Source organism: Streptomyces sp. NPDC046308 (assembly GCF_055588065.1).
The window spans coordinates 827327-840666 of the sequence record NZ_JBVJFB010000001.1; the positions used below are offsets into that span (position 1 = coordinate 827327).

A 13340-nucleotide genomic window follows, 5' to 3' on the forward strand; every position below is an offset into this window, starting at 1 on the left:
CCGGTTTTTGCGGTCGGTCTACCTACCCGGATGCACCCCCCCCCCCCCCCCCCCTGGGGGGGGGGGGGGGGGGCCCCCCCCCCCCCCCCCCCGGGCCGGCAGGGTCAGGACAGGTCGCCGTCCACCACGCCACGGCCGTAGCCGCCCGCCGGCCCCACATCCCGGCTCCGGTGCCGTACGGCACGTGCCCGGAGTCGAAGGGGTCGACGGCCGGCGTGCCCGTCGAGGGGGCGATGCCGGAGCCGGACGAGCAGGCTCCTGCCGCGGCGGGGCACGGAATCGGGCTGCGCGTGTTCGGCGTCCGCGCCGACCACGGTGGCGACGGTACGCGTGCCCGAGCGCGTGAAGCTGTACAACGAACTCGTCTCTCCGTGCCGGGACCGCACCCGAAAGGCTCCGATCCTGAACTCCTCCCTCGCAGAAGCCCTGTCCGTCGTCCTCCTCCTCACCGTCCTGGCCTGCGCGGTGATCAGGCCCTGGGGCTGGCCCGAGGCGGTCGTGGCGGTCCCCGCCGCCGGAGTGGTCATCGCCACGGGAGCGATCTCCCTGGAGCACGCCGCGGCCGAAACGGCCAGGCTGGGCCCGGTGATCGGCTTCCTCGCGGCCGTCCTGGTCCTGGCCCAGTTGTGCGACGACGAGGGCCTCTTCCACGCCTGCGGCGCCTGGATGGCGCGCCGGGCCGCCGGCCGCCCCCGCCGCCTGCTGGTTTTCGTCTTCGTGATGGCCTCCCTCATCACCGCGGTCCTCAGCCTCGACGCCACGGTGGTACTGCTGACTCCGGTGGTCTTCGCCACCGCTGCCCGGCTGGGCGCCCGTGCCAAGCCGCACGTGTACGCCTGCACCCACCTGTCGAACACGGCCTCGCTGCTGCTGCCGGTGTCCAACCTGACCAACCTGCTGGCATTCGCCGCCAGCGGCCTGACCTTCACCCGGTTCGCCGCGTTGATGGCGTTGCCCTGGCTGGCCGCCATCGGGGTCGAGTACGTGGTGATCCGGCGCTTCTTCGCCACCGACCTGGACGCGGGCGCCGACGCCCCGCCCGCCGCCGAGCCGCCCGAACTGCCGCTGTTCGCGCTGCTCACGGTGGCGGGCACGCTGGCCGGCTTCGTGCTGGCCTCGGTGTTGGGCATCGACCCGGCCTGGGCTGCGGCCGCGGGTGCGGCCGTCCTGGCGGCCCGCGCCCTGGCCCGGCGGCGCACCACACCCGTGGCGATCGTGCGGGCCGCGGCCCTGCCGTTCTGCGTCTTCGTGCTGGCGCTAGGCGTCGTGGTCCGGGCGGTGGTGGACAACGGCCTCGCGGACGCGCTGGGGCACGTGATCCCGGTCGGCACCGACCTGGCGTCCCTCCTCGCCATCGCGGCCCTGGCGGCCGTACTCGCGAACGTCATCAACAACCTGCCCGCCGTCCTGGTCATGCTGCCGCTGACCGCCCCCACCGGCCCGGGCGCGGTCCTGGCCGTGCTCCTCGGAGTGAACATCGGCCCGAACCTCACCTACGCCGGCTCCCTGGCCACGCTGCTGTGGCGGCGTGTCGTGCGCGCACACGGCACTGACGTGGAACTGGGAGAGTTCACCCGGCTCGGCCTGCTGGCCACGCCGGCCGCCCTGCTGCTCTCCGCGGTGGCACTGTGGGTGTCACTCCACATGATCGGAGGCTGAACAAGGTGACCGTCATCGTCTGGATCGTCGAGGGCACCTGGCCCGCCTGCGTCGACGCCGCGCGCGCCCACGCGCCCCGGGACGCCGACGTGGTGCTGCTGCACGTGGCCGGCCCCGAGGTGCCGGGCGCGGCGCACGGCGCCTACGCCGGGCTGCTGGGCCGCGCACGCCCCGACCGCGACCCGGGCACACGGGTGGAGCACCTGGCCGCCGCGGCGGGCGAACGGCTCCTGGCGGGTGCGGCCGAGAGGCTGGGACGCCCGTGCACCCGGCAGGAACGCTCGGGCCGTGTCGAACGCGAGGTCGTGGCCGCCGCCGAAGGCGCGGACCTGCTCGTTCTCGCCCGCGACGGCGACCGTACCCACCTCGGGCCACGCAGTCTCGGCCCGAAGAGCCGCTTCGTCGTCGACCACGCCCCGTGCCCGGTCCTGCTGGTCTGGCCGGAGACAGCGCCGGGCACGTCCACCATCCCTCCACCCCCACCGCCACCCCACCCTCCGGACCGCCGTTAGGCACGGCCGGAATCCGAGGGGTCCGGCGGCGGCCGTCCCGTCAGGCCCCAGCCGCGCCGGTTCCCGCGATCACCTCGGGCCGCAGCAGCGCGGCCAGCCGCTCGGCCGGGAGCAGGCCCCTCTCCAGGACGAGCTCGGCCACACCCCGGCCACTGGCGAGGGCCTCCTTGGCGATGTCGGTGGCGGCCGTGTACCCGATGTGCGGGTTCAGGGCGGTCACCAGGCCGATGGAGTTCTCGACGGTCGTGCGCAGCATCTCGGTGTTGGCGGTGATGCCGCCCACGCAGCGCTCCGCGAGGGTGAGGCAGGCGGCGCGCAGGTGCGTGATGGACTCCGACAGCGAGTGCAGGATGACCGGCTCGAAGGCATTGAGCTGGAGCTGCCCCGCCTCGGCGGCCATGGTGATGGTGACGTCGTTGCCGATCACCTCGAAGGCGACCTGGTTGACGACCTCGGGGATCACCGGGTTGACCTTGCCGGGCATGATGCTCGAACCCGCCTGTACCGGCGGCAGGTTGATCTCGCCGAGGCCCGCGCGCGGTCCGGAGGACAGCAGGCGCAGGTCGTTGCAGGTCTTGGACAGCTTGACGGCGATGCGCTTGAGCACGCCGGACATCTGGACGAAGGCGCCGCAGTCCTGGGTGGCTTCGACCAGGTTGGCCGCGGTGACCAGCGGCAGCCCGGTGATGTCCGCGAGGCGGCGGCGGGCCGATTCGGCGTACCCGGCGGGGGCGTTGAGGCCCGTGCCGATCGCGGTCGCCCCGAGGTTGATCTCGTGGATCAGCTCGACGGCCTCCGCGAGCCGACTCCGGTCCTCGTCGAGCATGACCGCGAAGGCGGAGAACTCCTGCCCGAGTGTCATCGGCACGGCGTCCTGCAGCTGGGTGCGGCCCATCTTCAGGACGTCGTGGAACTCGACGGCCTTGCGGGCGAAGGCCTCCTGGAGGACGGCCATGGCGTCGAGCAGGCCGTGGACCGCGGAGACGGTCGCGATCCGGACGGCGGTGGGGTAGACGTCGTTGGTGGACTGACCGAGGTTGACGTCCTCGTTGGGGTGCAGGTGCCGGTACTCGCCCCTGGCGTGGCCCAGCAGCTCCAGTGCCCGGTTGGCGACGACCTCGTTGGCGTTCATGTTGGTCGAGGTGCCGGCGCCGCCCTGGATGACGTCGACGACGAACTGGTCGTGCAGCTTGCCACCGCGGATCTCCTGACAGGCGGTGACGATCGCGGCGGCCTTCGCGGGCTCCAGCAGGCCGAGTTCCTCGTTGGCGAGGGCGGCGGCCTCCTTCACGGCGGCGAGGGCGTCGACGAGGTGCGGGTAGGTGGAGATGGGTGTGCCCGTGATGGGGAAGTTCTCGGTGGCGCGCAGGGTGTGGACGCCCCAGTAGGCGTCCACGGGGACCTCGCGGTCTCCGAGCAGGTCGTGTTCGCTGCGGGTGGCGGCGGTCATGGTCGTGCGGTCCTCTTTTTGGAGTGGGTGGGGTCAAGGGTCCGGAGCTGGGCAGGTCAGGTGGGGCCGGGCACGGAGCTCGGGTCCAGCGCCGCCACCGGCCGGACGCGGCCCACCGGCCGGCCGCCGCCCGTCATCGGCTCGCCCGCGAACCCGGCGAGCAGCCGCGGGTCGACCCCGGCACGGGCGAGGGCGGCGGCCGCCACCGGGATACGCGCCCGGTCCGCCCCGTCGGCGATCTTCACTGCGATGGCCCGGCCGTCGGGCAGTGCGGCCACCTGGACGCCCTCGAAGCCGTCCTTGGCCAGCAGCCCGGGCACCGCGCGCATCAGTTCGGCCGTGTCCCGCCCGGTGCCCGAGGCCATCTCCGGGTGGACGCGCAGCGCGTCCGCGACCCGGCGCTCGGCGGTGTCCGGAGCGGCCGTGGCGATCCTGGCGGTGGCGCGGGCGAGGCCGTGCAGGGACACCGAGAACAGCGGGGATCCGCAGCCGTCGACGGTGACGTTCGCGATGCGCTGTCCGGTGAGTTCCTCCACGGCCTCGGAGATCACCCTCTGGAGCGGGTGGGCCGGGTCGAGGTAGGACTCCAGGGGCCAGCCGGACAGCCTGCACAGGTACAGCATCGCCGCGTGCTTGCCCGAGCAGTTCTGGGCGAGCGGGGAAGGCCCGCGGCCCTGGCGGACCCAGGTGTCCCGTACCCGTGGGGCGTACGGCAGGTCGGGAACGTTGCGCAGGTCGTCCTCGGTGAGGCCGGCCAGTTCGAGGATCAGCCGGGTGCCGGCGAGGTGGCGCTCCTCTCCGGAGTGGCTGCCCATCGCGAGGGAGAGGAGGGCGCCGTCGAGGGGCAGCCCGGCCCGCACCATGGCGACGGCCTGGACCGGCTTGAGCGCTGAGCGCGGGTAGCAGGCGGCCTCGATGTCGCCGATGCTCGAGCGGACGCCGCCTTCGCCGTCGAGGACGACGACGGAGCCGTAGTGGATTCCCTCGACCACGCCGCCCCGGGTGACGTGGGCGACCGGTGCGTGTCGGGGTTCGCGGATCGCGGGGGCGTCCGCGAGGAGAGGACTGCGCATCACTGCCTCGTTCGGTGGTGGGTTGCTTCGGACCGGTGGCAGGCGGCGGGCGCGCCCTGGGGGGCGGGCGGGATCGGCCTCCGGCTCAGCCGTCGTTCGCGGCGGCGGCCTGCGCCACGCGGCCGCGGACCGCGTACCAGCCGGCGACCAGCACCGCGGCGATCAGCGGCACGCAGAGCACGGTGGTGCGCGCGGCCCCTCCGTCGGCGTACATGAGGACCAGGACGGAGGCGAGGAAGGCCAGCGTCACGAGTTCGGTCCAGGGAGAGCCGGGCAGGCGGTAGGCGGGACGGGTCAGTTCGCCGTCGCGCGTCTTGCGCCAGAAGAGGAGGTGGCAGACCATGATCATCCCCCAGGTGGCGAGGATGCCGATGGCCGCGAGGTTGAGCACGATCTCGAACGCGTCCGCCGGGACCACGAAGTTGAGCCCGACGCCGAGGACGCACATGCCGCTGGTGAGCAGGATGCCGCCGTAGGGCACCTGGGTGCGGCTCAGCCGGGCGGTGAAGCGCGGGGCGGAACCGTTGACGGCCATCGAGCGCAGGATGCGACCGGTGGAGTAGAGGCCGGAGTTGAGCGAGGACATGGCGGCGGTGAGGACGACCAGGTTCATCACGTCGCCGGCCGCCGGGACGCCGATGTGGGAGAGCACGGTCACGAACGGGCTCTGGCCCGCGCTGTAGCTGTTCCAGGGCATCAGCATCGACAGCAGGACGACCGAGCCGACGTAGAAGAGGCCCACGCGCCACATGATCGAGTTGATCGCCTTGGGCATGATCTCCTCGGGGTTCTCGGTCTCACCGGCCGTGACGCCGACCAGCTCGACGGAGGCGTAGGCGAAGACGACGCCCTGGATGATCAGCAGCATGGGAAGCAGGCCGTTGGGGAAGATCCCGCCGTTGCCGGTGATCAGGGCCGGCCCGGGGACGGCGCCGTCGACGGGGTGCCGGGCCGCCAGGAGGAAGATCGCGATCCCCATGAAGACGACCAGGGCGCTGACCTTGACGATGGCGAACCAGAACTCCAGTTCGCCGAAGATCCGCACCGAGATGAGGTTCACGGTCAGGACCACGGCCAGGGCGATGAGGGCGATCACCCACTGCGGGACGTCGGAGAACAGGTGCCAGTAGTGGGTGTAGGTGGCGACGGCGGTGATGTCGGCGATGCCGGTGGTCGCCCAGTTGAGGAAGTACATCCAGCCCGCGGTGTAGGCACCCTTCTCCCCGAGGAACTCCCGGGCGTAGGAGACGAAGGCGCCGGAGGACGGCCGGTACAGGACGAGCTCGCCGAGCGCGCGTACGACGAGGAACGCGAAGATCCCGCAGACGGCGTAGGCGATGAACAGCGAGGGCCCGGCGTCGGCGAGGCGTCCGCCCGCGCCGAGGAAGAGACCGGTGCCTATCGCACCTCCGATGGCGATCATGTTGACGTGGCGGGGTTTCAAGGACTTGCTGTAGCCGGTGTCCCCGGCGTCGACGTGACGGGTCGTGGGGCGCTTCTCGTCTTTGAGGAACTGCTCGCTCACGCCTCGGATCTGCCTTCCGTAGGTGGGGCCGTGCGCTGGGGGCGCACGATGTCGGTGAGGGTCGTCTCGACCCGCAGGAGGTGGTGGGACATGGCCTGCACGGCGTCGTGTTCGGAGCCGTCGGCCAATGCCTCGAGGATCGCCCGGTGCTCGCAGTTGGACTGCTCGCGCCGGCCGCCCAGCTCGTTGAGGAAGGCCGACTGACGCGCCAGTGCGTCGCGGATCTCCTCGATGACGCGGCGGAAGACGGGATTACGGGAGGCCTCGGCAACCGCCAGGTGGAAGACGGTGTCCATCGCCACCCACGCGGTGGTGTCGGTCTCCCGCTCCATCCGCTCCAGCAGATGACGCAGATGGTCCAGGTCCTCCGGGGTGCGGCGCAGCGCGGCGTACCCGGCGACCGGGATCTCCACGTGCTGGCGCACCTCCAACAAGTCGCTGGCGGCGTAGTCGCCGAACGTGGGGTCCTCGACCGTGTTGGCCAGGACGAACGTGCCCTTGCCGGTCTTGGAGACGGTCAGGCCCATGGCCTGCAGGGCTCTGAGAGCTTCCCGCAGCACGGGCCGGCTGACCTCCAGGGTCCGGCACAACTCGGCTTCGGAGGGGAGCTTGTCGCCCACTGCGTACTCACCGCGCTCGATGGCGCTGCGCAGGTGGCCGAAGACCGCTTCCATCGCGCTGACGCGCCGCGGTCCCGAGCCACCTGTCTGGCTGTCTGACAGGTTCACGCTGTGATCTTGCGGCCTGCCCAGAGGGGTGTCAAGACATTCGTGTCGGGAAAGCCCGGCCCGGCGACCTTCGCACCATGCGCACCTTCCGTCCGGCGAGGAGAACCGTCGGATCGGCGTTCGCCGTGAAACGGCGGAAGCCGGCCGGCGCGTGCGCCACCTGCGCGATCGACACCCCGCCCGGCGCACGACTGCGCCCCCATCGGCCCGCCGGCCCGGGTACCGCCCCGACGACGCCTTCATGGCCGTGGAACTGGACCCGCCACCAGCCGAGTACGTTTGGCACGACGAACACGCCGAACAGCAGGAACAACGCGACGGCCCGGGAGCGGCCTACCGCCAATGGCTGGCCGTGGACGCGGGCGACGGCGCCGTCTGGTTCGGCCACACCGACTGGCGGGCCCCGGCCGAGAACCTCGCCGACCGGCTCCCCGGCGCTTGGCCGGCGGCTCCGCCGCCAGGCGGTCCACCTCCTTGATCCGGGAGATCGCGGCTGCGCCCTCCTGGTATGCGGTGGCGGCCTCGACCAGCTTGTACACCGGCTCCATCAGGTAGAAGAGGACAGCACGCCGGGTTGTCGGCTGTTAGCTGATACGGCACTCGTTTGTGGCAGAAATCCTGAAACGGCGACGTCTGCCGGCGGGAACGATGCGCGCTACGAGAACTGACACGACCGTGCGAATGCTGCGCCCGCAGCACCGGAACGTCGTACTGAGGACTGCGGGTTCGGCCGACGGTCCGGCGGCCGAACCCGCAGAAAGCGCTACCGGCTCCTGCGCGCCTCCGTTCGGGCGCCGACGCCCGACTGCCGAGGCAGCCTGCTGGGCGTGCCGGTACCAGCCTCATCAGCAAGGGTCCTGCGAGCCACGTCGGCGCGGGCGGCCGCGTCTGGCGGCGGGGCCAGGGTGATCCCCACGTCGGTGAGCATGCTCAGGTCGAGCGTCCACGTGATGCGAGACCGCGCCCGCGCGCCTCGCAGCGGTCGCTGGCGCGCTCATAGATCATGCGGTTTCACGTTCGTCGACTTGATAGTCGAAGAGGGTCGGACATTCGCTGCCGAGATTATTGCTTCTTCCTCCCTCAAGAGGCGCTCGAAGAGTTCCTGATCGCGAATCCAGCCGTCACGCCGTTCGAACTTCTCAACTTCAGCGGCTCGGTTCGGAACCTCGGCTATCGCGCCAACGTTCCCGTCTTCTCCTACACCTCCCTCGACCATGGGGCGGCGGGGGTTCCACGAGGAGATGCGGAAGAAGCCGATGCTCTGTGGGTCGAAATCGAACGGGTGGAGCGAGGGGGCAGGGGGCTTTCGTCCGAACCGCTCCGCCATGCCCACGGCCGCCGGAACAACATTGACCCGGGTGGCGCACTCCGCGAGTTGGTTCTCCACGGCGGCGAGGAGCCTCTCCCGCTCGTCGAGATCTTTGGGCAGTAGTCGAGCATTCTCTTTAAACGTAGCGTAGACGTCTGTTTTACTCACGGCGCCCATCAAGTCTTCGCTGACCATCTGCGCAAGCCACGCGAGGGAAAGCTTGGCGGTTTCATCGAAAATCGGGTAATTTTCTCTGCCGTCAGCGTTTCGGGCGAACAATTTGCGCCCGCGCTTGTTGATCCGGTCAAGCTCCTCCCGCACCGTGCTGCGGTAGATCTTACTCAGGGCAGGCAGGTCTTCCATGCAACCCCCAAACGTGGCCGGATCCAACTGACCATCAGTTCACGTGCGGCTTCTGGTGGTTGTCAAGAGTCGGTTTGGAAAGCTGCAGCTCACAGGCCGTCCGCTCCGACAGGCTGACCAACGACGTGGGGTTTCGCCATCAACGTGAGACTTGCGACTCCGTGGGCCGGGCATGCCTGCTCGAGGAAGCAGCCCGCTGACGATGTGGCCTGGAAACCTAGGTCAGCGGGCTGCTCAGAGACTCAGAGCGTCGCCCCTTCCAGGGCCGCGCCGGAGGAAGGGGGACGCGCTGTGCCCATGCTTGGTATGCCCGCAACCACCACGGTGACAACCACCTTGTTTGCCATCATCGCCTTTCTGGTCGCGATCTGCGCAGGCCTAATCGGAGGAGCCATCGCCAAGCAGCAAAGCGGCGACCTCGCCGCTGCCATCAAGCAGGCAGGGTGCGCTTTTGCCGTGACGCTCACCTTGTGTTTCGTGGTGATGTCCAGCACCGGCCTCATGCCAGGAAGTTGAACGGGAAGTCGAAGTGAGGGAACCGATCCGAGCACAACCAGCCCGGCGCCCCCTTGTATCAACCTGCTCCCCGCGCACACAGGGCGTGGTCCGCGCTGAGGGTGCGCTCCCCGTGGCGCGGGGGCCGCCCCTGCGGCGGCCGTGCCTTCACTGATCCGGGTTGAGTCGATTAAGTCCTGACGACTCAAGCGCTCCGGTCGGTTTCCGGCGTAGGGCGGGCGCTCGCCCGATGAAACAAACACGTGCTTCGCTTGGCGGTGTGAGACCACCGTTGCCTTCCCCGAGGACCTGATCACGCTCCAAAGCGCGTGGCAGCACACGGACGCCGCTCTGGCGGGGATCCCCGGCACGGCCGGTACGACCGTGCTGCGGCGTCAGCTGATCACCCTCTCAGGGGCGCTGTTGATCCTGAGCGGTGGGGCCGCTGCTGGCAGCTCGCCCCGCGAGCAGTGCCTTTCGCCGCTCCGCAGCCAGGACCGGTGCCGCTCCAGCAGGCTTACGCCGGGGCGCGTTGAGGGTGCGAGCCAGCAGTGCGCGCTCCCAGTTTTACGCTAGGGCGTGACGCGTGCCGTGCGGTCTGCTGTCCTGATGGTGGGGGTGGCAGATGGAGTGGTTCGAGAGTGCGCACGCGCTCGCGTCGGCGTTCGGCGCAGCGGAACAGCAGAAGGCGTTGGAGCGAGCAGGGCGGCGGTACCGCGCCGGGGCCGGATTCCGCGGAGTGGTCCTGGGCGGCCCGAGGCGGGGCAAGTCGACCCTGCTGGAACGGCTGGCGGAGCAAGGGAAAACGGGAGAGGGCGGCGAGCAGCCGAAGTACGGAGAACTGGTCGAGCTTTCCGGTCCGGCGGCCCCGGACGGCGGGGCGCAGTGGACGGCGTCGGAGCAGGATGCCTTGTTCACAGCCGACGTGGCGGTGCTCGTCATTGCGGCGACCTCGCCGCTGAGCATGGGTGAGGAGCGGGAGCTGACGTTTCTGCGGGATACGGTCGGTGTCCCGCACATCCTTGTGGCGGTCTCCCGGACCGATCAGGTTGAGTCCGAGGAGCTCGACGACCTGCTCGACGACATCCGCGACCGGGTGGCCGAAGGCGACCAGGGGATCCCGGTGTTTCCGATATCGGCGGGCCCCGACATCGGGCCCTCGATGGCGGCGCTGCGCGAGCTGCTCGCCCTTTGGCGCGCCGATCCGGGCCTGCCGGGCCTGCGGCTCCGGCGACTGGCCCGGCAGACCTGCGCCGTGATGGCGGAGATGGCCGCACTCGGATCGGCGGCGGCCGCCGCCGAGAAGCGTGCGGAACAGGACCGGAGCGCGGCCCGCGATGAGCTCAGGGACGCGCTGCACTCCCGGAACACACGCATCCGGGGCTTGCAGGTGCGGCTGGAGAAGAGCAGCCTGGCCTCGGCCCGGAAGATCTTCGCCACGGTTCGGCAGCAGCGACGTGCGCTCGCCACCGAACTGCGTCAGAACGTCGCGGCGGCCCAGGACCCGTTCGCGTGGTGGCAGGACGAATTCGACGACCAGCTCCACGCCCGGCTGGCGGAGGCCTCCGAGCAGTGGGGGCAGGCGCTCCACGACGACATGGTCCGGGTCGTCGGGCAGCTGGAGGAGTCGCTGACGGAGTATTTTCCGACGGAGATCAGCGGAGTCCCCGTGCAGTTCGCACAGCCGCACCGGCCGCCTGTAGGGCTTCGCCGCGAGGTGCGGCTGCCGGATCTGGACCGCTGGCGCCGGCTCACTGTCCTGGTGCGGCCGACCGTGGAAGGTGTCGCCCGCCTGGTGTTCGCGGTGCTCGAACGAAGGCGGGGTACCGAGAGCGCCCGCGGGTCGGGCGGCTCGGACACCACCCTGCAGAAGGCCGTGGTCGACTTCGCGGCCGCCTCCGCCGCCAAATTAGCGGAGAAGCGGATCGCGGACCAGGAGGCCCGGCAGCGCCGAATCATCGCGGACCGGGTCACTCAAGTGGTGTACCGCGAGATCGAGGAGGTGGCCGACGGTCTGGCCGCCCTGGTCCGCTCCGCCTACGAGGAACTCCAGCGGGAGCTGGAATCGGCCCGCCGCTCCTGGCTGCTGGCCGAGGAGCGGGAGTTGGCGACGGCCACGGCGAGCCCGGCGCCGGACTGGAACGAACTCGTCCAGCGGGCCAGCGAACTGCGCGCGGAGATCCTTGCGGGCATCGACGGCATCGGAAGTGGTATCGGCAACGGGGAGTTGGCATGACGGGAGACGCGGACCGCGTCGACTACGCGGCCGTACAGCGCGCCCGGGAAGACCTGGCCGAGGTGACCGCGGGCACCAGCGTCACGGCTGCGGCCCTCGGTCTGGACTTGCGCCGGGAGGAGCTCGACGCACTCGGGGAGCGCATCCGGGGCGACACGTACCGAATCCTGATGCTCGGGCAGGGCAAGCGCGGGAAGAGCACGCTGCTCAACGCGCTGTTGGGCGCCAAGGTACTGCCGGCGATGCCGCGGGCCACGACGGCCCTGCCCATCTCGGTCGTCTGGGACGCCGACCGGTACGTGGTCCTCCACCCTGACGGCTCCGAGCCGCCGGTCACCCTGCCGATCGAGGGGACCGGCATCTCCCGGAACGGAGAGGTGTGGCAGGCACTCACCATCGACCTCAAGAACCGCCATCGGCCCGGGGTCGTTCGGCACGCCGAACTGCATTGGCCCGCCGAGCTGTGCCGTAACGGCGTGGTATTGGTCGACTCGCCGGGATTCAACCAGGAGCCCTGGCTCCAGCAGGCCACCTTGAACGCCCTCAAGGACGCCGACGTGGTGGTCTTCGTGATCGCCTCGGATCTCGACCTCGAACCGGTCGAGATCGGCTACGCCAAGGACTACCTTCGGCCGTACGGGCACGAGGACTTCTTCGTGGCGTGCACCAGGATCGACCACGTCGGTGAAGACGAGCGGGACGGCCACATCGAGTACCTGACCGAGTATGTCCAGGACTCCCTGCGCGTCGCTGCCAAGCGCGTGTTCTTCCTGGATTCCCGTTCCGCACTGGATCTGCGCAGCACGTACCCGGGCAGCACGTCCGCGCGGTCGGACGAGCTCGCCGCGACCGGCCTGCCGGCACTGGAGGCGGCGCTGGAGGGCCATCTCGTCGCGGAGCGCGTGGCGGTGAAGATCCTCGCGCCGGGCCGCCGACTGGCGCTCGCGATCTCCGCGCTGCGGACGGAGGTCAAGGCGCAGCAAAGCCTTCGGAAACAGCGGCATGACGAGGCACGTACCCGCTGCGCGACCGTACGCGCCGAGCTGGGCCCGCTGGAGGAGCGCCGGGACCAGATCCGGGACCGGATCGACACGAGCCTGGAGCACGTCGGGCTCCAGGTGAATGCGGCCGCCCGCCGGTTCCTGCTCACGGCCGCCGAGGAGTGCCCTGGCTGGCTGGACGGCATCGAGGCGGAGAACAAGATCGGCCTGTCCCCCTTCAAGGCGAAGCAGCAGGCCGAAGCGGTGGCCAAGGAGATCACCGCCGCCCTCTCGGCGGTCTTGGAGGCCCGCTTCGTCCAGTGGCAGGCCGACGAGCTCAACCCGCAGGTCATCCGGCGGTTGGAGGAGCTGGCGGCTCGGCTCGACGAGGACTTCCTCGCCTTCACCACACAGGCCGACAGGATCCGCCTGGCTCTCACCCCGGTGGCTGACGCGGCCCCGGTCCTGGACGCAGCCAACCGGCCCGCCGGCGAACGGCTGCTCGCCGCCGCGGTGGCCGCGCTGGTCGCCGGAGCGGGCGCCGCACCCATCGGAGCCCGGTTCGGTTTCGCGGACGCCATGAAGGCCCTCGCCCCGCAGTTCGCCCTCGGAGTCGCGGCCTACGCCGTCGGCGGACCCCTCGGCGCGCTCGTCATGCAACTCCTCGGCGCCGTCATCGCGGGCAAGTTCCTCGCCGCGAAGGCCGGCCGCGCTATAGCCCGGAGCGTCGCCGACTCCCTGGCCGAGCAACTGCGCGCGTCAGCGGACGCCGAGGCCGCACGGCTGGCCTCCGCAGTGACGGAAGGACTCGGCAATCTGAAGCCGATCGCCTGCCAGACCCTGGACGCCGAGATCGAAGCCATCCTCCGGCAGGTAGCCGTCGCCGAGGAGGCAGCGGCGGACAAAGAAGGCGTGGTCGACGACCGCGCGCTCGCCGACCACGCCCGGACGCTCAACGACCACGCCCTCCGCGTTGAGGAGACCCTGCGGAACTGGCAGGGGCGGTGACC

At 70.6% G+C, this 13340-nt stretch carries 11 protein-coding genes; 6 read left to right on the forward strand and 5 right to left on the reverse strand.

Annotated elements, in window-relative coordinates:
* Positions 1-402 precede the first annotated feature (402 nt).
* Together ACZ6JT_RS03715 and ACZ6JT_RS03720 are read left to right on the forward strand one after the other, a co-directional pair.
* Positions 403-1659 (forward strand): SLC13 family permease, encoded by a 1257-nt coding sequence (locus ACZ6JT_RS03715; protein ID WP_469208172.1) that lies wholly within the window; start codon positions 403-405, stop codon positions 1657-1659.
* 5 nt (positions 1660-1664) lie between these two features.
* Complete coding sequence (locus ACZ6JT_RS03720) at positions 1665-2171, forward strand: universal stress protein (RefSeq protein ID WP_469206814.1); 507 nt, start codon at positions 1665-1667, stop codon at positions 2169-2171.
* Between the two features lie 40 nt (positions 2172-2211).
* Here ACZ6JT_RS03720 and aspA read toward each other — a convergent pair whose 3' ends face one another.
* The 4 genes from aspA to ACZ6JT_RS03740 form a co-directional block, all read right to left on the reverse strand.
* Positions 2212-3621: an aspartate ammonia-lyase gene (gene aspA / locus ACZ6JT_RS03725; protein WP_469206816.1), complete on the reverse strand. Its 1410-nt coding sequence runs from the start codon at positions 3619-3621 to the stop codon at positions 2212-2214.
* 56 nt (positions 3622-3677) lie between these two features.
* A complete protein-coding gene (locus ACZ6JT_RS03730) occupies positions 3678-4694 on the reverse strand; it encodes an asparaginase (RefSeq protein ID WP_469206818.1) in 1017 nt (338 codons plus the stop codon).
* Positions 4695-4779: 85 nt separating this feature from the next.
* Positions 4780-6219, reverse strand: a complete 1440-nt coding sequence (locus ACZ6JT_RS03735; protein WP_469206821.1) for an amino acid permease — start codon at positions 6217-6219, stop codon at positions 4780-4782.
* Positions 6216-6947 carry a FadR/GntR family transcriptional regulator gene (locus tag ACZ6JT_RS03740; RefSeq protein WP_469206822.1) on the reverse strand — a complete coding sequence of 244 codons (732 nt, stop codon included), beginning with the start codon at positions 6945-6947 and terminating at the stop codon, positions 6216-6218. The genes ACZ6JT_RS03735 and ACZ6JT_RS03740 overlap by 4 nt, the downstream gene beginning before the upstream one ends.
* A 241-nt stretch (positions 6948-7188) precedes the next feature.
* Here ACZ6JT_RS03740 and ACZ6JT_RS03745 point away from each other — a divergent pair, with 241 nt between their 5' ends.
* Entirely contained in the window at positions 7189-7425 is a 237-nt protein-coding gene (locus tag ACZ6JT_RS03745; RefSeq protein WP_469206824.1) for a hypothetical protein, read from the forward strand.
* 516 nt (positions 7426-7941) lie between these two features.
* On the opposite strand, the gene ACZ6JT_RS03750 is transcribed toward ACZ6JT_RS03745, so the two are convergent.
* Positions 7942-8619 carry a hypothetical protein gene (locus tag ACZ6JT_RS03750; protein WP_469206826.1) on the reverse strand — a complete coding sequence of 226 codons (678 nt, stop codon included), beginning with the start codon at positions 8617-8619 and terminating at the stop codon, positions 7942-7944.
* A gap of 306 nt (positions 8620-8925) precedes the next feature.
* Between ACZ6JT_RS03750 and ACZ6JT_RS03755 the strand changes: the two genes are divergently transcribed.
* From ACZ6JT_RS03755 to ACZ6JT_RS03765, 3 genes are all read left to right on the forward strand, one after another.
* Positions 8926-9135, forward strand: coding sequence for a hypothetical protein (locus ACZ6JT_RS03755; RefSeq protein WP_469206828.1), 210 nt, complete (start codon positions 8926-8928; stop codon positions 9133-9135).
* 604 nt (positions 9136-9739) lie between these two features.
* Positions 9740-11350, forward strand: coding sequence for a GTPase domain-containing protein (locus tag ACZ6JT_RS03760; protein ID WP_469206830.1), 1611 nt, complete (start codon positions 9740-9742; stop codon positions 11348-11350).
* Positions 11347-13338, forward strand: a complete 1992-nt coding sequence (locus tag ACZ6JT_RS03765) for a dynamin family protein (RefSeq protein ID WP_469206832.1) — start codon at positions 11347-11349, stop codon at positions 13336-13338. Before ACZ6JT_RS03760 ends, ACZ6JT_RS03765 begins: the two co-directional genes overlap by 4 nt.
* Positions 13339-13340 lie beyond the last annotated feature (2 nt).